This window comes from Stenotrophomonas sp. STEN035, assembly GCF_056759935.1.
Genome location: NZ_JBRRDY010000022.1, coordinates 56,615 through 77,500 on the forward strand (window position 1 = coordinate 56,615; position 20,886 = coordinate 77,500).

19 protein-coding genes are annotated in these 20,886 nt (G+C 60.0%); 14 read left to right on the forward strand and 5 right to left on the reverse strand.

All coding sequences use genetic code 11. The features are described from left to right. Window positions 1-10: 10 nt before the first annotated feature. The 4 genes from ACVOLL_RS13070 (at window position 11) to galE (ending at window position 4,365) form a co-directional block, all read left to right on the forward strand. On the forward strand, window positions 11-1,369 hold the full coding sequence (locus ACVOLL_RS13070; RefSeq protein WP_481513279.1) for an O-antigen ligase family protein: 1,359 nt from the start codon (window positions 11-13) through the stop codon (window positions 1,367-1,369). Next, window positions 1,362-2,510, forward strand: a complete 1,149-nt coding sequence (gene glf / locus ACVOLL_RS13075; RefSeq protein ID WP_481513280.1) for a UDP-galactopyranose mutase — start codon at window positions 1,362-1,364, stop codon at window positions 2,508-2,510. Before ACVOLL_RS13070 ends, glf begins: the two co-directional genes overlap by 8 nt. Further along, a complete protein-coding gene (locus ACVOLL_RS13080; RefSeq protein ID WP_481513281.1) occupies window positions 2,511-3,290 on the forward strand; it encodes a DUF4422 domain-containing protein in 780 nt (259 codons plus the stop codon). 79 nt (window positions 3,291-3,369) lie between these two features. Then, window positions 3,370-4,365, forward strand: a complete 996-nt coding sequence (gene galE, locus ACVOLL_RS13085) for a UDP-glucose 4-epimerase GalE (RefSeq protein ID WP_481513302.1) — start codon at window positions 3,370-3,372, stop codon at window positions 4,363-4,365. A gap of 238 nt (window positions 4,366-4,603) precedes the next feature. Here galE and kdsA read toward each other — a convergent pair whose 3' ends face one another. After that, complete coding sequence (kdsA, locus tag ACVOLL_RS13090; RefSeq protein WP_481513282.1) at window positions 4,604-5,449, reverse strand: 3-deoxy-8-phosphooctulonate synthase; 846 nt, start codon at window positions 5,447-5,449, stop codon at window positions 4,604-4,606. Window positions 5,450-5,714: 265 nt separating this feature from the next. Between kdsA and amaB the strand changes: the two genes are divergently transcribed. The 6 genes from amaB (at window position 5,715) to ACVOLL_RS13120 (ending at window position 11,468) form a co-directional block, all read left to right on the forward strand. Next, window positions 5,715-7,247, forward strand: a complete 1,533-nt coding sequence (amaB, locus tag ACVOLL_RS13095; protein WP_481513283.1) for an L-piperidine-6-carboxylate dehydrogenase — start codon at window positions 5,715-5,717, stop codon at window positions 7,245-7,247. Between the two features lie 126 nt (window positions 7,248-7,373). Beyond that, complete coding sequence (locus ACVOLL_RS13100) at window positions 7,374-7,670, forward strand: DUF4190 domain-containing protein (protein ID WP_481513284.1); 297 nt, start codon at window positions 7,374-7,376, stop codon at window positions 7,668-7,670. A gap of 7 nt (window positions 7,671-7,677) precedes the next feature. After that, window positions 7,678-8,448: a class I SAM-dependent methyltransferase gene (locus ACVOLL_RS13105; RefSeq protein ID WP_481513285.1), complete on the forward strand. Its 771-nt coding sequence runs from the start codon at window positions 7,678-7,680 to the stop codon at window positions 8,446-8,448. Window positions 8,449-8,452: 4 nt separating this feature from the next. Next, window positions 8,453-9,508 carry a quinone-dependent dihydroorotate dehydrogenase gene (locus ACVOLL_RS13110; RefSeq protein WP_481513286.1) on the forward strand — a complete coding sequence of 352 codons (1,056 nt, stop codon included), beginning with the start codon at window positions 8,453-8,455 and terminating at the stop codon, window positions 9,506-9,508. Then, window positions 9,505-10,548 (forward strand): UDP-N-acetylmuramate dehydrogenase, encoded by a 1,044-nt coding sequence (gene murB, locus ACVOLL_RS13115; protein ID WP_481513287.1) that lies wholly within the window; start codon window positions 9,505-9,507, stop codon window positions 10,546-10,548. The genes ACVOLL_RS13110 and murB overlap by 4 nt, the downstream gene beginning before the upstream one ends. Before the next feature lie 32 nt (window positions 10,549-10,580). Continuing rightward, window positions 10,581-11,468, forward strand: a complete 888-nt coding sequence (locus ACVOLL_RS13120) for a DMT family transporter (RefSeq protein WP_481513303.1) — start codon at window positions 10,581-10,583, stop codon at window positions 11,466-11,468. 17 nt (window positions 11,469-11,485) lie between these two features. On the opposite strand, the gene ACVOLL_RS13125 is transcribed toward ACVOLL_RS13120, so the two are convergent. Next, complete coding sequence (locus ACVOLL_RS13125) at window positions 11,486-12,205, reverse strand: LrgB family protein (protein WP_481513288.1); 720 nt, start codon at window positions 12,203-12,205, stop codon at window positions 11,486-11,488. Next, complete coding sequence (locus ACVOLL_RS13130) at window positions 12,195-12,602, reverse strand: CidA/LrgA family protein (protein WP_481513289.1); 408 nt, start codon at window positions 12,600-12,602, stop codon at window positions 12,195-12,197. The genes ACVOLL_RS13125 and ACVOLL_RS13130 overlap by 11 nt, the downstream gene beginning before the upstream one ends. 82 nt (window positions 12,603-12,684) lie before the next feature. On the opposite strand from ACVOLL_RS13130, the gene ACVOLL_RS13135 reads away from it, so the two are divergent. Further along, complete coding sequence (locus ACVOLL_RS13135) at window positions 12,685-13,572, forward strand: LysR family transcriptional regulator (RefSeq protein ID WP_481513290.1); 888 nt, start codon at window positions 12,685-12,687, stop codon at window positions 13,570-13,572. 3 nt (window positions 13,573-13,575) lie between these two features. On the opposite strand, the gene ACVOLL_RS13140 is transcribed toward ACVOLL_RS13135, so the two are convergent. Together ACVOLL_RS13140 and ACVOLL_RS13145 are read right to left on the reverse strand one after the other, a co-directional pair. After that, the gene (locus ACVOLL_RS13140; protein ID WP_481513291.1) at window positions 13,576-15,636 is read right to left on the reverse strand and encodes a putative bifunctional diguanylate cyclase/phosphodiesterase; all 2,061 of its coding nucleotides are present in this window, start codon (window positions 15,634-15,636) and stop codon (window positions 13,576-13,578) included. Between the two features lie 819 nt (window positions 15,637-16,455). Next, window positions 16,456-16,632: a hypothetical protein gene (locus tag ACVOLL_RS13145; RefSeq protein WP_481513292.1), complete on the reverse strand. Its 177-nt coding sequence runs from the start codon at window positions 16,630-16,632 to the stop codon at window positions 16,456-16,458. Between the two features lie 244 nt (window positions 16,633-16,876). Here ACVOLL_RS13145 and ACVOLL_RS13150 point away from each other — a divergent pair, with 244 nt between their 5' ends. The 3 genes from ACVOLL_RS13150 (at window position 16,877) to ACVOLL_RS13160 (ending at window position 20,872) form a co-directional block, all read left to right on the forward strand. Continuing rightward, on the forward strand, window positions 16,877-17,407 hold the full coding sequence (locus ACVOLL_RS13150) for a fimbrial protein (RefSeq protein ID WP_481513293.1): 531 nt from the start codon (window positions 16,877-16,879) through the stop codon (window positions 17,405-17,407). A 94-nt stretch (window positions 17,408-17,501) separates the two neighbouring features. After that, window positions 17,502-18,236: a fimbrial biogenesis chaperone gene (locus ACVOLL_RS13155; RefSeq protein WP_481513294.1), complete on the forward strand. Its 735-nt coding sequence runs from the start codon at window positions 17,502-17,504 to the stop codon at window positions 18,234-18,236. Between the two features lie 83 nt (window positions 18,237-18,319). Then, a complete protein-coding gene (locus ACVOLL_RS13160) occupies window positions 18,320-20,872 on the forward strand; it encodes a fimbria/pilus outer membrane usher protein (RefSeq protein ID WP_481513295.1) in 2,553 nt (850 codons plus the stop codon). Window positions 20,873-20,886 lie beyond the last annotated feature (14 nt).

Consider the following 20,886-nt stretch of genomic DNA (forward strand, 5'->3'; position numbering starts at 1 on the left):
AGAAGAGCACATGCGCATCACCAGAATTGGGCTAAAACTACTTTTTCCGATAATCCTCGCACAAAAAAAATTACTCACTTTCATTCCATTCTCGCAAGGCCAGATTCTTGCTTCCTGGTACGTTGTAGCCTTATGGTTTCAGCTAGCCATTAGAAACCCTAGTCGAGCGTTTCCCGGCCCAATATTTTTTTTAATTATTTTCATATTTTCCTTTCAGCAAATAATCGCAATATTACTGAGGGGCACACAGACAAACGCCGCCGCAATGCTATCAGCATGCATCGGCGTTGCCTTGCCGATACTACTGTTCAACCTCCTGTTCAAGGTCCTTTCGGATAAATTTCGACGGAACTATCACGCGAACCGGAACGCTCTAATTAGCAGCATACAGATCTCCTTCTGGATACTGCTACCTTTTTTTATAATCCAAGCATTTGCTGCATACGGATCTCCAGCAGCAGCTGCACTCAACAACCTTCTAGCACCTATATACGAGGCGCGATGGGATCCCTTCATTACGGCAAAATCAGACGTACACTTCTTCTATCGAGAAGGATCCTACGCCACCACCGAGCTTCGCATAAACGGGACGTTCGAAGAAACGCCAAACTTAATGCTGGCATTTGCAACTATCTACATCCCATTCACATTGGCGGCACTTAAGGATCGCCAAAAGGGAGCATCCATCCAATTAGCACTCATAATTACGTTCCTGGTGATCAGCAAATCCAGCAGCGGCATCATAATGGCAGGCATAACCCTAGCCATAGCTTGGAAAGCAAATCCCTCTTGGCGCAACGCTGTCTCCGTATTGGCTTTCGCGCTAGTAATAGCTCTTCCATTGCTATTCAACGTCATTGCCGAATCGGAGCTATACACCAAGTACATAAAAAAAATAACCAACATGGAGAATACCTCTACCAATACGCGCTCAACAAGCATCATTGTTGCCCTTGGGATGATTCAAGAAGCACCCATTTGGGGCTGGGGCCGCCAGCTTTACCACGAAGGCGCCAGCAAATACGTTCCAAGCTTTTCATATGGAAACTGGGAGGTTCAAGCATACTTGGATAACGGAAAATTCCATATTTACAACATCCCGCTTCTATTCATGGTCGAGTATGGGATACCGCTAACTCTATTATGCTTCGGCGCAACGCTCCTGTGGTTCAAGCGCCGACTAAAGTTAGTAAAGCAGGGCGATCCTTACATGGCACACCTGTTCTACTACTTCGCCATTTTTGCTGGATTTTCAATGACATTCATGGGCACATATTTTCTTTTTCAATACCTCCTTCCGATAGCAATACTAGCGGCGGCATTTTCAATTCTTGCATCCACGCATCAGCGAGTAGCGACCAATGAATAATATTCTAATTATTGGCGCAGGCTTCAGCGGCGCGACCATCGCCAATCGCCTCGCCCACGCTGGCATCAAGTCGCACGTAGTAGACTCACGCAACCACGTCGCTGGAAACTGCCATACCGAGCGGGACGTTGATACCGGTGTAATGATTCACAAGTACGGGCCGCACATTTTCCATACTGATAATGAAAAAGTATGGAAGTTCATCACCAAATTTGGGGAGTTTTTGCCTTACGTGAATCGAGTAAAATCGACAGTTGATGGCAAAGTGTACTCGCTACCGATCAATCTACACACGATCAATCAATTCTTCGATAAAACTCTCAATCCTGACCAAGCCAGGGATTTCCTCAATTCGCTTGGCGACTCCAGCATCTCCGATCCAACTACATTTGAGGAGCAAGCACTGCGTTTCGTTGGACGCGACCTTTATCGGGCGTTCTTCCATGGGTACACAAAAAAACAGTGGGGCCTTGAACCCAGCGCGCTCCCGGCAAGCATTCTAAAGCGGCTACCCGTCCGCTTTGACTACAACGACAACTATTTCAGCCACAAATATCAAGGAATTCCTCGAGAAGGCTACACTGCATTGATCGAGCGCATGCTTGACCACCCCCTCATCACTGTGACTCTGCAGACTCCGGTAGATCGCTGTGGGTCGATTGGATATGACCACGTATTCTATAGCGGACCAATCGACGGCTGGTTTGGCTTCAGTGAAGGCCGACTTGGTTATCGCACGTTGGACTTTGAGGAAATTCGCGCCGATGGCGACCTTCAGGGTTGCGCAGTAATGAACTACGGCAATGAAAATGTGCCATACACGCGCATCGCCGAGCACAAACACTTCTCGCCCTGGGAATCCCACGAGAAGACTGTTGCCTTCAAGGAATTCAGCCGAGCCTGCGGCAGCGACGACATCCCATACTACCCAATCCGCTTGGTGGAAGAGCAGCAGCTACTGCGTCGCTACATCGAGATGGCAAAGGCAGAGGCTGGCATTTCTTTCATTGGCCGTCTAGGCACTTACCGATACCTAGATATGGACGTAACCATTGCCGAAGCGATGCACGCTGCTGAAGTTACTCTTCAGAACATCAGCAGCAAAGTTTCCGTCCCTGCCTTCTTTACTGACCCTATTTAAATGAATAACGTCTCTATCATGGTGGCTGCACACAAAGACTATGTGTTTCCGTCCGACCCCGGCTACATCCCCATCCATGTTGGGCGCGCCTTGTCGGAAACAGCGCTTTCCTTTCAGGGAGACGATACGGGTGATTCCATTTCCGAACTCAACCGGTCATTCTGCGAATTGACAGGCTTGTATTGGCTGTGGAAAAACGTAGTCGCCGACATCTACGGCTTGTCGCACTACCGTCGTCACTTCCGCGGCGGAGCAGCTTGCGAGGCCATCCTCGGGCACTCCGTTGCCAGCTCCAGCGAAATCACTGCATTACTGGAGAACCATGATGTAGTGCTATCCAAGAAGCGCAACTACTGGATCGAAACCGTTCGCAAGCACTATCAAAACGCACACCATCCTGAAGACCTGATCGCGCTTGAACGCACACTTCTCGAACGCCATCCAGAATACGGGCCAGCATTCGACCGAGTAATGGCGCGGACCAAGCTATCGCTATTCAACATGTTCGCCATGCGATCAGCAGAGTTCCATGCTTACTGCACTTGGCTTTTCGACATCCTCCTCGCACTGGAAAGCGATATCCCATGGAAGCAGTACGGGCCCTATCAGAAGCGTGTATTCGGCTTTCTCGCCGAACGCTTACTCAACGTATGGGTTGAGCACAACATACCCTCTCATAGGATTTGTCACTTAGCTGTTGTCAATCTTGAGGGTGAAGATATCTTCGCCAAAGTCAGGGGGCTTTTGACGCGGAAAGTTACAGGCATCAAGGTATCTTGAGTTCCCAAACTCAAATTCCCACTTCCTGGCCCTGAGCTACGACCGCGCTTTGCTGGCCCGATTGAACTTAGAAGAAATTATGAAAAATCTCCTCATCTGCGGCGGCGCAGGCTACATCGGCAGCCATATGGCACAGTGGGCTTCAGAGCACGGCCACACTGTTACCGTACTCGACAACCTATCAACCGGGCATGCGGGCGCGGTGCACTGGGGTGAATTCATCCGCGCCGACCTGCTGGATCCTGCCTCCCTGGAACGCGCCTTCAAAACCCACCGCTTCGACGCCGTCATGCACTTCTGCGCTCGCTCGCTCGTTGGCGAATCGGTAGCCAAGCCCTACGAGTACTACGCCAACAATGTCACCGGCACGCTTAATCTGCTGGAGGCCATGCGTCGCCATGATGTCAATCAACTGGTGTTCTCCTCGACGGCCGCGATTTTCGGCAATCCCGTCCACGACGTCATCGATGAGGACCATCCGAAAGCTCCGATCAATCCGTACGGTGCCAGCAAGTTGATGGCCGAGCGCTTCTTTGCCGATGCTGCCACCGCCTACGGTCTGCGCTCAGTCGCGTTGCGTTACTTCAACGCAGCCGGCGCCCTGCCCGAGCACGGCATTGGCGAGGCTCATGCTTGCGAGACCCATCTCATTCCCAACGTGTTGCGCGCCGCGCTGACCGATGGCCCTCCGCTGAAAATTTTTGGCGATGATTACGCCACCATCGATGGCACCTGTGTGCGCGACTACGTGCATGTACAGGATCTTGCCCAGGCGCATGCACTGGCCTTGGACTTCATGGATGGACATGAAGGCGCGCATGCATTCAATCTCGGCAATGGCCAAGGCTTCTCCGTACACGAAGTGATTGCCGCCGCTGCATCAGTCGTTGGCAAGACCATCCCTTACGAGATCGCGCCACGGCGTGCGGGTGACCCTGCCAGCCTGGTCGCGTCCAGCAAAAAGGCGCGCGAGCAGCTCGGTTGGCAGCCGCAATGGACCGAGCTGGCTCCCATCATCGAAAGCGCGTGGCGCTGGCATCGCGCACCACCGAGCTGGTTTCCGGGCCAGAACTAGCCCGGACTTGCAGGGCTGGGGTGCATCGCAGAGCGACGGAGCTCGGCAATGCACCACGCCAGGCATCATGACCAGAACTCTGGCAGCGCGCGATGCGGTGACCCGAAGCCTGCGACATCCAACCCGCGGCTGCATGACACCTAGCCCTTCGACCAAGGCTCGTCGCCTACGCACCGCCGCGAACCGAGTTCAAACAACCGGCTGCCAAGTCGGCAGCCGACCACAGCCGCGCCTCAGATCAGACGATATCCAGCACCGGGAACGCCTTGACCATGTCGTCCAGTGCCTTGATCTGCGCCAGGAACGGCTCCAAGACATCCAACGGCAAGGCGCTGGGGCCATCACAGCGCGCGTTGTCCGGGTCCGGATGCGCCTCCAGGAACAAGCCAGCAATGCCGACTGCCATGCCGGCACGGGCCAGTTCGACGACCTGACGACGACGGCCGCCGGAGGCCTCGCTGCCAGCATCACGACGCTGCAGGCTGTGGGTGACGTCGAAGATCGCCGGCAGGCCGCCGGTGGCTTCGATCATCTCGCGGAAGCCGAGCATGTCCACGACCAGGTTGTCGTAGCCGAACTGGGCGCCACGCTCGCACAGGATGATCTGCTCGTTGCCCGCCTCGCGGATCTTGCTGACGATGTGCTTGATCTGGGTCGGGCTGAGGAACTGCGGCTTCTTGATGTTGACCGCGCGGCCAGTGCGGGCAATGGCAGTCACCAGATCGGTCTGCCGCGCCAGAAAGGCCGGGATCTGCAGCACGTCCACCACTTCAGCGACCGGCGCGGCCTGTGCCACTTCATGCACGTCGGTGATCACCGGCACGCCGAAGCGCTGCTTGACCTGCTCGAAGATCCGCAGCCCTTCTTCCAGACCAACACCACGGAAGGAGGTGATCGAGGAGCGGTTGGCCTTGTCGAAGGAGGCCTTGAACACGTACGGGATACCCAGCTTGCGGGTTACCTCCACGTAACGCTCGGCGGCGTAGAGGGTGGAGTCCAGATCCTCCAGCACATTCAGCCCACCAAACAGCACGAAGGGCAGCTTGTTGCCAACCACTACCCCGTCCGAAATCGTCACGTTCATCTGTCTATCCTGTTCAAGCCGGGGAAACCCCTATCAAGGGTGGCGAATATGGCCGAAAACGGCCGCCAGCGACAGGGTTTGCGGTCAAGGCCGAGCCAACGCACGCCATCAGCACAGTCCGTGGAGCCGGGACAGCCTATCCCATCGACCAGACCTCGCCGCACGGGGCCAATCGGTTCACTCTGATACTATGTGGTACTCACTCCGTCGCCCCCACCCGCAGTTTCCGACGGCGCCAAAATCACGTTAAGAAACAGGAGTTTGAATGTCTTCCGAGCTGCTCAAGGCCTTGGCTCTGGATGCCACCAACGCTGGCACCTACATGGGCAACGGGGAATGGTCCGCCGCCACCGGCGCGGGCGTCCTCAAGCCGCAGAACCCGACCACTGGCGAAGTGATCGCCGAGGTCCAGGCGACGACCGAGGCTGATTACGAGATCGTCATCGCCCGCGCGCAGGAAGCCTACAAGGTTTGGCGCACCACCCCGGCACCGCGCCGCGGCGAAGCCGTGCGCCTGTGCGGTGAAGCACTGCGCAAGCACAAGGACGCGCTGGGCTCGCTGGTTGCACTGGAAATGGGCAAGTCCAAGCCGGAAGGCGACGGTGAAGTGCAGGAGATGATCGACATCGCCGACTTCGCCTTGGGCCAGAGCCGCATGCTGTACGGCTACACCATGCATTCCGAGCGTCCCGGTCACCGCATGTACGAGCAGTACCACCCGCTGGGTCTGGTCGGCATCATCTCGGCCTTCAACTTCCCGGTCGCGGTGTGGAGCTGGAACGCGTTTTTGGCTGCCATCTGTGGCGATATCTGCATCTGGAAACCGTCCAACAAGACCCCGCTGACCGCCATTGCAACGATGAAGATCTGCAATGAGGCGCTCGAAGGTGCTGGTTTCCCGAACCTGTTCTTCCTGATCAACGATGCCGGAACCGCGCTGTCGGAGAAGATGGTCGACGATCGCCGCGTGCCGCTGATCTCGTTCACCGGTTCCACCCAGGTCGGCCGCACCGTCAACCAGAAGGTTGCCCAGCGCCTGGGCCGCTGCCTGCTGGAACTGGGCGGCAACAACGCCATCATCATGGACGAGACCGCCGACCAGAAGCTGGCCGTGCCGGGCATCGTGTTCGGCGCCGTCGGCACTGCCGGCCAGCGCTGCACCACCACCCGCCGCCTGATCGTGCATGAATCCATCTACGACAACGTGCTGGCCACGCTGATCAAGGCCTACAAGCAGGTCGAAGGCAAGATCGGCGACCCTACCGATGCCGCCAACCTGATGGGCCCGTTGAACAGCCCGGAAGCCGTGCAGCAGTTCCTCGGCTCCATCGCCAAAGCCAAGGCTGCTGGCGGCACCGTCGAAACCGGCGGCACCGCCATCGATCGCGCAGGCAACTTCGTGTTGCCGGCGATTGTCACCGGCCTGAAGAACAGCGATGAAATCGTCCAGCACGAGACCTTCGCGCCGATCCTGTACGTGATGAAGTACAGCAACCTGGACGAAGCCATCGACATGCAGAACGGCGTGCCGCAGGGCCTGTCCTCGTCGATCTTCACCCAGAATCTGAAGACCGCCGAAAAGTTCCTGTCGGCTGCCGGCAGCGACTGCGGCATTGCCAACATCAACATCGGTACGTCCGGTGCCGAGATCGGTGGCGCCTTCGGTGGTGAGAAGGACACCGGCGGTGGCCGCGAGTCCGGTTCGGATGCGTGGAAGGTTTATATGCGTCGCCAGACCAACACCATCAACTACTCCGACTCGCTGCCGCTGGCCCAGGGCATCAAGTTCGATCTTTGATGGTGACTGCCCCGGCCTTGGCCGGGGTGTTGAAGTGGGAGAGTGCTTGGCTGAAAAGCTTCCCCTCACCCCAACCCCTCTCCCGCGCGCGGGAGAGGGGCTTAATTCGCTGAAACGGAGTTCCCGATGAGCATTCCTGCACCCCGCCAGACCAGTAGCTACGCCGTGATCAGCCTGGTTGCCGGCATCCTCGGCTGGACCCTGTTGCCCGCCATCGGCAGCATCTGCGCCATCATCTTCGGGCATATGGCACGCGGCGAAATACGCCGCAGCAATGGGCAACTGGAAGGTGACGGCTTGGCTGTGGCTGGACTGGTGCTGGGCTGGCTGGCTACCGCGTTGTGGCTGATCGGCATCATCTTCTTCATTGCCATCCTGGTGTTCTTCGGCGGCTTGGCTGGCCTTGCTGCGATGAACTCCTGAGGCCGGCATGGGGCAATCCGATTCAACCCAACGTTTCAGCAGCCGGGTAGCGGACTATGTGCGCTATCGCCCTGGCTACCCGTCCACGCTGCTGGAATGGCTGCACCGCGATATCGGCCTACCCCGCTCTGCCCTGGTCGCCGATATCGGCGCCGGCACCGGCATTTCCAGCGAATTATTTCTGGCAGCTGGCCATCCGCTGATCGCGGTTGAGCCCAATGCCGCCATGCGTACTGCTGCCGAACAGTGGTTGCTGCCAAAATATCCCCAATTCCAACCCGTCGCCGGCACCGCCGAGGCCACCACCCTGGCCGACCACAGCGTAGATCTGGTCGCGGCCGCGCAGGCTTTCCACTGGTTCGATACCAACGCCGTACGCCGCGAATGGATGCGCATCCTGCGTCCGGGTGGCCTGGCCCTGGTGTACTGGAACTCGCGCCTGCTCGACGCCTCGCCGTTCCTGGCCGGCTACGAGCAGTTGCTGCTGGACTACGGCACCGATTACACCGAAGTCGCCGAGCGCTACCAGGACGACCAGACCATGCGCAACTGGTTCGGCGCAGGACTGCGCGGCCTGGTCCAGCTGCCGAATGTGCAGTACCTGGACTACGACGGCCTGCGTGGCCGGCTGCTGTCCTCCTCTTACGCGCCGCAAGCTGGCCACGAACGTCACGCCCCGATGCTGGAGGCCCTGCAGCGCCTGTTTGATGCGCATGCGGTCGATGGCAAGGTTGCCTTTGAATACCAAACCCGCGCCTTTGTTGGCACGCTGAACTGAGCTTATGTATTCCATTGCCCGTCCCTTCCTGTTCACCCTTGATGCCGAGCGCGCGCACGGCCTGGGCCTGTCCGCGCTGGATCTAGCTTGGCGCACTGGCACCACGCCGCTGATTGCTGGCCGCATCAAGCCGCTTCCCACCACGGCGTTCGGCCTGAGCTTTCCCAACCCGGTGGGTCTGGCCGCTGGCCTGGACAAGAACGGCGAGCACATCGAAGCCTTGTTTGCGCTGGGCTTCGGCTATGTCGAGATCGGCACCATCACCCCGCGCCCGCAAGAAGGCAGCCCCAAGCCGCGTCTGTTCCGCCTGCCGCAGCACAACGCCATCATCAACCGCATGGGGTTCAACAACCTCGGCGTGGATGCACTGGTGAAGAACGTGGAAGCGGTCAAGCACCGCCCCGGCCCGCTCGGCATCAACATCGGCAAAAACAAGGACACGCCCAACGAAGACGCGCTGTCCGATTACCTGATCTGCATGGAAAAGGTCTATCCGCTGGCCGACTACATCACCGTCAACATCTCCTCGCCCAATACCGCCGGCCTGCGCGAGCTGCAGGAAGAGCAGGCATTGCGGCGGCTGGTTGCCGGCCTGCGCGAGGCACAGGAGCAACTGGCGGCAAAGCATGGCAAGCGCGTGCCGATGCTGGTCAAGGTGGCACCGGACCTGAGCGATCGCGACATCGATGCCGCTGCACGTGTATTGGGCGAGCTGGGCGTGGATGGCGTCATCGCCACCAACACCACCATTGCGCGCACCGCAGTCGAATCCGACCCACGCTCCAAGGAAATCGGTGGTCTGTCCGGCGCGCCCTTGCTCGGCCAATCCACCCTGGTGTTGCGTCGCCTTCGTGCCCGCCTGCCCGAGTCGGTGCCCTTGATCGGTGTCGGCGGCATCAGTTCCGGCGCCGACGCCGTTGCCAAGATGGCAGCCGGTGCAGCGCTGGTGCAGTGCTATAGCGGGTTGATCTTCCAAGGCCCAAGCCTGATCGGCGACTGCGTGAATGCCATCCGTCGCCGTCGTGAGTCACCGTCAGGAGGCGCCGTCGCACCGCTATGACGAATGCCGCCCCTGCTTGGTCGCTGACCGAGAACGCTCCACTGCGTCACCTCAACACCTTCCATGTCGACGCCCATGCACCGCGCATGCTGCGTATCGCCGATCCCATCGCCCTGCCTGAAGCACTGGCCGCCATCGGCGAGGCCGACCTGCTGGTACTTGGCAGCGGCAGCAATGTGCTATTGGCCGCCGATCCTGAAGATGTGGTGCTGGTGTTCGACAACCGCGAGATCAGCGCCTTGGAACACCGCGCTGACCACACCATCGTCCGCGCGGGCGCTGGCGTGATCTGGCACGAGCTGGTGATGTGGTCCTTGAACGAGGGCCTGTCCGGGCTTGAGAACCTGGCACTGATTCCCGGCACCGTCGGCGCCGCGCCAATCCAGAACATCGGTGCCTATGGCGCCCAGGTCGGTGAGTTCATCCAGGTCGTCGAGGCCTGGGATCGGCAGGATCAGGTCTGGGTGCGCCTGGACCAGGAAGCCTGCCGCTTCAGCTACCGCGACAGTCTGTTCAAGCACGAGGCTGATCGCTACCTGATCACCGCCGTCGAGTTCCGCCTGCCACTGCTGCATGAGCTGCAACTGGACTATGCCGGTATCCGCGAGGAACTGCAGACGATGGGAATCGAATTCCCGGTCTCGGCCGACGTCGCCAATGCGGTCATCTCCATTCGTCAACGCAAACTGCCTGACCCCGATGTACTCGGCAATGCCGGCAGCTTCTTCAAGAATCCGATCCTGCCGCTGGAGCAGATCAACGTACTGCTACAGCACTACCCGGAACTGCCGGTGTTCCCGGGCAGCGACGACAGCAACCGCAAGGTATCGGCGGCGTGGATGATCGAGAAAGCCGGCTTCAAGGGCCAACGCGACGGTGACGCCGGCGTCTCGCCCAATCACGCCCTGGTATTGGTCAACCACGGCAATGCTACCGGCGCCGAGTTGCTGGCATTTGCACGTCGCGTGTCAGCGGCCGTGCTGGAAACGTTCGGCGTGCCCATTGAACCCGAGCCCAGGTTGGTCGGCGCCCGCTGGTGAACACTGCCTTGGCTGCACCCCGTTCCACCGCAATGCGCGCTGCCCTGCTGATGTTCGGCAGCGCCATGGCCTTCGGCCTGATGGCCATCGCCATCCGCCTGGCCACCGCCTACGTTCCCACCCAGGAAGTAGCATTCTTCCGCAACAGCTTCGGTCTGCTGGCGCTGCTGCCGATGTTGCTGCGGCCCGGCCATGCGTCACTGCGCACGCAGCAGATGCCGCGCTATTTCCTGCGCAGCGCAATTGGCCTGGCCTCGATGCTGTGCGGCTTCTGGGCCATCGGCCACCTGCCACTGTCGCAGGCCATCTCCCTGTCCTACTCAACGCCCTTGTTTGTCACCATCGCCGCGGTGCTGTGGCTGGGCGAGAAGGTCCGCTTCCGCCGCTGGGCCGCGGTGATCGTCGGCTTCATCGGCGTGCTGGTGATCGTGCGCCCGGGCGCGCACAGCTTCGAGCTTGGCAGCCTGATCGCGGTGATGGCCGCGGTGCTCAGTGCATTGGTCGCGATCCAGATCAAACAACTCACCCGCATCGACAGCCCGGACACCGTGGTGTTCTACACCTATGTGTTCTGGGTGCCGTTGTCGCTGCTCCCGGCACTATTCGTCTGGGTCTGGCCAACCGGCATCGCCTGGCTGTGGTTGGTGGCTACCGGCGTGATGGGCACGCTTGGGCAGCTGCTATGGACCCGCGCGCTCAAGCTGGGCGAAGTGTCGGCGCTCACCCCGATCAGCTTCACCCAGTTGCCCTTGGTGGTAGTCATGGGTTGGCTGTTGTTCGGTGAAACACTGGACCGCTGGACGGTGATCGGCGCCCTGATCATCCTCGCTGCCAACGCCTATATCGCCCACCGCGAGGCGGTGTTGGCGCGTCGGCAAGACACCCTGCAGAACGCCCGGGCCGGCGACACCCCAGCCTGATCAACGCTCCGCGAGCTTCAGCCCTGTAGCAACATCACCAGCAGCGGTGCTACGGCCACGTTCAACACCCCGGCCATTACCATCACCAGTCCGGCGATTGCGCCCTCGCTTTCGCCCAATTCGCGCGCCTTGGCCACGCCCATGCCGTGTGCGCCCATGCCAAACAGCGCACCACGCGCCATCGCGCTGCGCACCGGCAGCAGCTTGAGCAGCAGCTGCCCGCATAGCGAACCGCAGACGCCAGTGATGATCACAAACACTGCGGTCAACTCAGGGATGCCACCGATGCGCCCGGATACATCCATGGCGAATGGTGTGGTGACCGAGCGCGGCGCCAGGCTCAGGCGCAGCTCCGGCGACAGGTGCAGGGCCGTGGCCATCGCCCACGCAGCGACGATCGCCACCCCGCTACCGACCAACACACCTGCACCCAACACCTTCCAGTGGCGTGCGATCAACGCCCGCTGCTGATGGATCGGCACCGCAAACGCCACGGTCACCGGCCCCAGCATTGCCACCAGCCAATGCGTGCCACGCAGATAGTCGTGATAGTTGGCATGCAACAACAAGGCCAGGCCGAGCAAGACCAGCGGCACAATGATCAGGGGTGACGCCCAGGCGCAGCCGCTACGCAGATACAGCTTTTTGGCCAGCAGGTAGACCGCCACCGTCAGCACCGCCCAGAACACCGGCCACATCAATTGCCCCGACTGCTGGATCAGCGCCTCAACCTTCATGACGAAGGCTCCACCGCAGCAACAGTTCGACGGTCACCGCCGTGCTTGCCATCACCAGCAAGGTGCCGGCCACCACCACCAGCAACAGCTTCAGGCCAAGCCAACCGAACATCTGCCGGTTGTCGAGCAGGATCATTGCCGCCGGCACGAAGAACAACAGCATTTCCGCCAGCAGCCACTGCGCACCACGCGCGAACGAGCGCGGCGACAACCAGCGCATGGCGAAGGCCAGCAGCAGCACCAACAAGCCAACGATGCCGGCGGGCACCGGAACACCCAAACGCTGTACAAGCGTTTGCACCAGCAGCCATATCAGCACCAGCACGCCGATCTGCAAGCCAGCGCTACGGCGCAACCCTCGTCGCAGTCCTAGTTGGCCGCGACGCAAAGACGACATCAAGGTTTCCATTCCCCCTATGTACGCCGGGCTTATCCATTAATAAAATGAATTGATTGAATCCACAGGATTCCATTCAAGAATGGATATCAGACAGCTACGCATGTTGGTGGAAGTGGTCCGCCATGACGGCTTCTCTGCGGCCGCCGAGGCTGTGTTCGCGACCCAGCCAACCATCAGCAAGGCGGTACGCCAGTTGGAGGATGAACTGGGTGAGGTGCTGCTGCAACGCTCCCGCAATGGGGTACGGCTGACCCCGGCTGGGCAGATCGTCTATCGACGCGCCCTGGCCCTGCTCGGTGAGCGCGAAGACATGCTGCGCGAACTGGAAGAGCTGCGCGATCTGCAACGTGGCGAGCTGCACCTTGGCCTGGCTTCGCTCGGCAGCGACATCCTGTTCGCACCAGTGTTTGCTCGCTTCCGCCAGCTCTACCCGCAGATCGACTTGCGCGTGCTCGAACGCGGCAGCGAGGCACTTGAGGAGAGCCTGCGTGCCGGTGAAATCGAACTGGCTGCCAGTCTGCTGCCGGTCGCCGATGATCTGGACTGGCAACCGGTGCGCACCGAGCCGCTGGTAGCGCTGCTACCCCGCCAGCATTCATTGGCAGGTTCGGCCAGCCTGCAGCTGCAGGACTTGGCCGACGTCCCCTTTGTGCTGTTCGAGAAGGGCTTCCTGCTGAATCGCCACATCATCCAGGCCTGCCAGGCTCGCGGCTTCAGCCCGCGCGAGGTCACCCGCAGCGGCCAACCGGACTTCATCGTCGCACTGGTCGCAGCCGGTTTGGGCGTGGCCCTGCTGCCGCGCATGATCGCCAACGCACGCCCACGTGCGGATGTCGTGCTCGTGCCGCTGGATGAGCCGGAACTGGACTGGAAAATGGTCCTGGCCTGGCGTCGTGGCGGCTATCTGTCCGCTGCGGCGCAGGCCTGGCTGCGGCTGGTGGAAGCGCAACACAACCAAGCCGATTGAGCCTCAAGCCGTCGACATCTTCCGCGGCCCCTGCAAGCGCTGCGCCACCTGCGCAGCGTCGACCGCGCGGTCGTACAGGAAGCCCTGGCCAATCCGGTAACCAGCCTCGATCAGGATCTGCCGTTGGCTGGCGTTCTCCACCCCCTCGGCCACCAGATCAAGGCGCAGGCTCGGCCCAAGCTTGCCGACCGCTTCGACTATCGCGCGGATCGATGGCTCATCCACCATGCGCGCGACGAAGCTGCGATCGATCTTGAGCACATCAATCGGGTAATCGCGCAGGTGTGCCAATGAGGAATGCCCGGTACCAAAATCGTCCAGTGCGATGCGCATGCCTGCGTCCTTCAACAAGCCCAAAGCACGGGCGACAAATGCGGAGCCGCGGTCGGTCAGCACCTGCTCGGTGACCTCCAACTCGATCAACACCGGGTCAACATCGAAGCGCTGCAACTTCTCCAGCAGGATTTCGGCAAAGTCATCACGCAGAAACTCCACCGGTGCGGCATTGATCGCGATAGGTGGCACCTCCAGACCCTGCGCCTGCCAGGCACAGATATCAGCCAATACCTGCAGATGCATGGACTCCGCCAAGCGCGATGCCAGATCGTAGTCGCGAAATGCCTCGTCCAGTTGGCAATCGTCGCCCATGCGCTTGTCTTCGGCGCAAGGCCAACGCAGCAACGCCTCGTATCCCACCACGCGGCCGTCCTGCAGATTCACCTTCGGCTGGTAGTGCGGTACCACGCCACCATCGCGCACCAATTGTCGTGCCATCAGTCGCTGGTTCGCCGCCAGCTCGGCAATGGCCATCAACCGACGGCTGTACAAACGCACTCCCCCACGTCCATTGGCCTTGAGATCATTCAATGCGGTATCGGCTGCTTTCAACAGCTCCGCCGGATCACAGGCATCGCGTGGATACATGGCGCAGCCAATACTCATCCCGGTGTTGATCACCTGCCCTGCATAGGTCACCGAGCTTTCCGCCAGCAAACTGATGCCTTCGGCAACCTGCAGCAACTCGACCTCACCGGCAATGTCCTCCAGCACCACCGCGAACTCATCGCCACCCAGGCGCGTGACCAGGGTCGTGTCGGAAACATGCGCGGCAACCCGCTTGGCCAGCACTCGCAGCAGATGATCGCCAGCCGAATGCCCCAGCGTGTCGTTGACGTGCTTGAAATGGTCCAGATCGATGATCATCAATCCCAGGGTGCCATTGCACTCGCGCTGACGCTGCAAGCTGAGCCGCAGCCTGCGATTGAACGAGCGCCGATTTGGCAAGCCGGTCAACTCATCGATCTCGCAGGCGATACGCAGCCGCCGTTCTGCATGCTGCTGCCGGCTGACATCACGCGAGACGCACAGGATGCCGTTCACCTGCCCTTGCCCGTCAAACATCGGGGTGAGGACGTTGTCCCAGAACTGCGTAGGCGCGCCTTCGCTGCCGGTCTGGCCGGCAAAGCGCGCCGCTCGCCCGCTTGCGGCCTGAGCCAACGCGCGCCGTCCTTTGTTGCGAAAAGCAGCAGGTAATAGATCTGTCCATTGCATTCCGAACCTGCGCTCGTCCTGCGGCAGCCCGAACGCCACGCAGCCCGATCGATTCATATGCCGCACCGAGCCATCGGTGTTTATCACCTGGATGCAGTCCATGCTGGCATCCAGCATCCGGTCCTGCAGATCCAGGCTCTGTTCCAGAGAATGACGCAGGCGACGCCTGGCGCTGATATCCGTCATCGTCACTGCCTGCAACGGAACCTCCGCAGCGGGGCTTCCCAGCCGCACCTCGAACCAATGTTCGATGCCGGCTTCGTCCTGCAGACGGCATTCAAATGCAGGCGCATGCCCATGCAGCAGAAACTCACGCCAGCCCGCTATCGCCAGCGCACGCTCATCGGCATGCACACGCTCAAGCCAATCACGTGAACTGCCAAGCGCTGCATCATTGCCGAAGAACTCACGCCAGCGCAGATTGGCCTGCACAGGCACGCCATCGTGAACCATCGCAGCCATCTGCGGCAGTGCGTCCAACACAGCCTGCAACTGCACATATAGATCCGCCAATCGCGCCCTCCCTGGTGACGGCCCAACAGCCTCGTCCCAAAGCATTGCACTTCCCCCTGATGCATTGCCTCCACCCATCACGCAGCAACATCATGCAGTACAGCGGGCATCGCTGAAGTGAAAACGGTGTGCACGTCGTGCCGAAGGAAAACGATTACATCGAAGTGACACATCGCAATGGCGTCCAACATCCGCTGGCACACAGATACGCAAGCGCGCTTCTGCTGACAGAGATCACAATCCAGCGCAACGCAACCCGAGCAGGGAGAGGAGAGCTTGCAATCGCACAGGTAGCGCGCAACGCATCGCTCAACCACAACATAGCGGATTGGCTCGCTTCCGAGCCATACCTCCATTCCAGTATCCGCACCCTGCAGTGCCTATTCATCTCCAACCAGGGCGACACTGCACTCAAGTCTGCTTCACGATTTCCCACGCACCTGAATGTGGATGCTTTGCTGTACCCGCCATCAACACTGGCATTCAAAAGTATTCCAAGGGCGACTCAGAAAGAGATCAGCGCAAATTCCCCGCTGCATCATCACTTATCGCCGCCCACACTCTGGGGAATACCTACAGCCTGGATCAGCCCAGCAACATAACATTTCCGGCTCGATTCGAAGCTTCAAGGCATATCAGCACCATCAATCACAAACATTCAATGCACGGCCGGAGTATCCACTGTCACCCTCGCTGGCAGCTCCAAGCCAGGCATAGCTCCTCCTTGCTTCGGCCAGACGCTCCGCAAGCGCACAAGGCCAACATTCGAATTGCCGAGCATTTGCGCTGAACAGCATGCACCACGCAAATCCAACTCCATCATGAGTTGACGATCAGCGCCGCGCAACCGCTACTCAACCTGCTGTCGTTCTGGCTGAACAAACCTGCCATTTCATCGCCAACCAGCGCGATAGCGCAGGTAGTGCGTTGCGCCGATCCGGCAACAGCGAGCTGGCCACCGGCACCGGCCTTTGCTTCACCACACAGTTGTTTCACCACCGCGCTTGCTCGCACCACCTGGAGTGAGTTCCTCCCAACCGCTCGTGCAGAACACCGCATGACCCAACCACCGCGTCTGCATCGCCGACCTACGAGTACCGCCAGCACCGCATCGCAATCCTCGTTACACCTCCATTTGCACAACCGTCAACTGCGCTGCAGGCATCGCCGCGGTCAAACAACACAACGGTGCAAACGCACAAACAGTGTTGACATCCCACACAACTAACAGGAAACCCAAATGACCTTTATCAACACCAAACTCGCCAAAACCGCCGCATTGGCGCTTGCACTGTCCTGCCTGATGGCACCTGCAGCACAAGCAGCATCAGGTTCAATCACCTTCAAGGGCGAGATCGTCCAATCCACCTGCGACGTAACCACGGCCAGCGTCGACCAGACCGTCACCATCGGCACCTTCCCGACCACCCTATTCAAGGAAGCTGGCGATGTTTCCGCGCCCAAGAGCTTCAATATCGACATGGAAAACTGCGAAGCAGGCACCTACACGCTGCGCTTTGACGGCACCACGCCAGCCGGCCATCCGGAACTGCTTGCGGTGAGCAAGGCAACCGGCATTGGCATTGAGATCCTGGACAACAACGACAAGGTTTTCCCGATCAATCAGGATCTGGTGGACCCGGCGCTGGTCACCGTTGCCGCCACCGGCAAGGCAACCGTCAATTTGAAGGCGCGCTACAAGTCCTTCGAGAAGGACGTCGGTGCCGGCATCGCCGACGCGAACTCGACGTTCTCCATCGAGTACCGCTGATGCTGTCCGCGGGGCTGACGACGCGTTGTCGTTGGCAGCCCCGCGGCTTATCCGCGTGAGCGCTCGCCCATCACCGAACCCCAAAGCAAGCCCGATGACTTTCATGCACGCCTCCAACTGCCCGCCGATGAGCTGGTGCATCGCCCTGGCCATGATGCTCTGCCTGTCCTCACCCCATGCTGCCCAGGCAGCGGTGCAAGTGCAGACCACGCGCGTCATCTATGACGCAAAATCCGCGTCTGCCGCGATGACGCTTTCCAACAAAAGCAGTCTTCCTTATATGGTCCAGACCTGGCTGGACGAAGGAGACGACTCCGCAGTCCCCAAGGACCTGCCAATGGTCATCACGCCACCGCTGATGCAGTTGGCGCCAGGCGAACAGGCGGTCGTCCGAACGATCTACGCTGGCAGCGGGCTTCCAGACGACAAGGAGTCACTGTTGTGGATCAATGTGCAGGAGATTCCACCCACTGCCGAAGCCGACAACGTTCTGCAGGTTGCCATCCGTACCCGCATCAAGCTGTTCTATCGGCCGCTTGGCCTCGACCAGACGCTGGATGAAGCCGCGCGCAAATTGCAGTGGCGCACGGACGGCCAACGCTTGGAGGTCTGCAACAACAGCCCGATGCACATCACCTTCTCGCATCTGCAAGGTCGGGCAACCGCGGGCATCGGCAACGATATCGAGCTGGACATGGTCGCGCCCGGCCAGACGCTCTCCGTGCCGCTGTCAAAGCTCGACCTTGGCGACGCCCGCTCGTTGCGCTTTGGCTACATCAACGACTACGGCGGCATCAGCGAAGTCAACGATGTGCCATTCCGGTCCTGAGCCAAACTCCGATCCACTTCGCGATTTCCTTCATGCTTCGCAGAATCCGTGTAACGCCGCGGCGGGGAAGTGCTGCCCCTCGCTTGGCACCACTGGCGGTTGCCCTCAATGCATTCACCATCGGCAGTGCAGTTGCTGCAGCAAACTTCAATATGGATTTTCTGCGCGCCGGCAGCAGCCAAGCGGATGTCGCCGCGTTATCCCGCCCCGGCGCAATCCTGCCCGGCACCTATCCATTCGCCATCTATCTCAATGGCAATGAGGTGGCTCGCGAAGAAATCGTGTTTGCGACGTCCCCGTCCGGTCAGACCGAACCCTGCCTTTCGCGCGGCCGCCTCGAGCAGTGGGGCATCCGCCTGGAGGATGTGGAGAGTGATGCAGGCGACCCACCTGACTGCCTTGTACTTGCCCATTCCATTCCTGATGCACGCGTCAGCTACAACGGCAACCAGCAGCGTCTGGATCTACGTGTGCCCCAGGTGCACCTGCTCAACCTGCCGCGCGGACATATTCCAAAGGCGCTGCGCGACCAGGGTATCAACGCGCTGCTGGTCGACTACGCACTCAATGGCGCGCACAATGACCACAAGCAGCAGCGCCGCGATGACTACTTTTTTGCATCGATCAACAGCACGCTCAATGCAGGCATGTGGCGCTTCCGCCATACCGCCAGTGCCAACCGATCAAACAATGACAGCCGAACGCACTGGACAACACAGGGCTTCCGTGCCGAGACCGATCTAGGATCCTCACACAGCAGGTTGACGCTTGGTGATACCTATACCGCACATGGGGTCTTTGACAGCGTACGCTTTCGCGGCGCACAGATGTCCAACGACGATGAGATGCTGCCTTACAGCCAGCGCAGCTATGCCCCCGTGGTGCGCGGCATCGCCGCCAGCAATGCGCGTGTGGAAATCCGCCAGGACGGGAGCCTCATCTATGCATTGAACGTGGCCCCGGGTGCCTTCCAGATCGACGATATCGTGCCCAATCGTCTGAGTGGCGAACTGGATGTCTCCATTGTCGAAGCCGACGGTTCGCTGCAACGTTACAAGCAATCCTTTTCCGCGGTCGAAACCATGCTGCGACCGGGCCTGGTGCACTACGAATTCAGCGGCGGCGAACTGCGCAGTGGCTACGACCGCTACCAGCCGCGTTTTGTGCAGGCTACCGCAGCACGCGGACTGGCATCGGACACCACACCGTATGCCGGCATGTTGTTGTCCACCAACTACAGCGCTTTGGCGGTTGGTGCGGCCCAGAGCCTGGGCAAGTTTGGTTCGGCCTCCATCGATGTCATCCACGCCCGCACCCACCTTGCCCAGGGCAAGGTCAGCAACGGCCAGAGCTATCGCTTCCTGTACTCCAAGTCACTGAATGCACATGGCACCGAGTTCCGACTGGTCGGCCATCGCTACTCCACCTCTGGCTACTACGACTTCAGCGATGCTTCCGCGGAGCGCGCGCAATGGCGCCACGGCTATTACGAAGCCAGCTACGACGAGCAGATTGAATACCCCGATCACGCAGCGCCGTGGACGCTATCGCGGCAGCATCTGATCCAAAGCCAGCGCTACCACAACAAGCGCAACCGTCTGGAAATCGCGCTAAATCAGCGCATATCCGATGACTACTCACTCAATGCCAGCTACAACAACCAGAACTACTGGGGTGCCAATGAACGAGAGCGCGAACTGCAACTGGGATTGAATGGCCGCATTGGCGCCGTAAGCTTCGGCACGTACTTCAGGCACAGCCAAGGACGCTACAACCGCGCCGACCGTTCATTCGGGCTGACGCTTTCGCTGCCACTTGATCGCCTGGGACTGCGACGTAGCAGCAGTTCTGCTTCCTACAGCCACTCACGCAATAGCGGCGCAAGCTACCAGTCGGGGATGAATGGCTCCCTGCTGGATGGCGACCGGTTGGGATATGGCGTAAACATCGGTAGATCCGATAACGGCAAGACCGGTTCGGCAAACCTGCGTTACATGGGGAGCAAGGGCGTCGCCACGATCGGCGGCACGCTTGCGGACAGCTACTCCCAGATCAACTGGGGGGTACGCGGCGGCTGGGTCCTGCACCGTAATGGCCTTACCTTCGCGCAGTCGTTGCACCGTACCAATGTGCTGGTGCATGCACAGGACGGCGCAGGCCTCGGCCTGGAAAATCAGTCCGGTGTCCGGCTGGACCGGCGCGGCTATGGCCTGGTCAGCGGTGTCAGCGCCTATCGCAATAATAGAGTGGCCCTGCGCACCGATGACCTGGGCGCTGACATCGATGCCAGCAGGACTTCCAGAAACATAGTTCCAACCCGCGGTGCATTGACGCGGGTGAACTTTGAGACCCGTCGTGGCATCAGCCTGATGATCCACCCCATCCTGGTCGAGGACATCCGCGTCCCCCTCGGCGCCACGGTATTCGACAACGATGGCCTGAGCCGTGGTATCGCCGGCCCCAATGGCGAGATCTTCGTCAGCGGCGTACACCTGGGCGACCGGCTTTCCGTCCGCTGGGGCACGAAACCTGATCAGCGCTGCGAGATCCGCCTGGAGCAGTTTCAGGCAAGCCCTTCCCACATGACCTTGCCCGGCTACCGGCGCATCGCGTTGCGCTGCGTTCCGCCAGGCTAATCACAATGAAACTC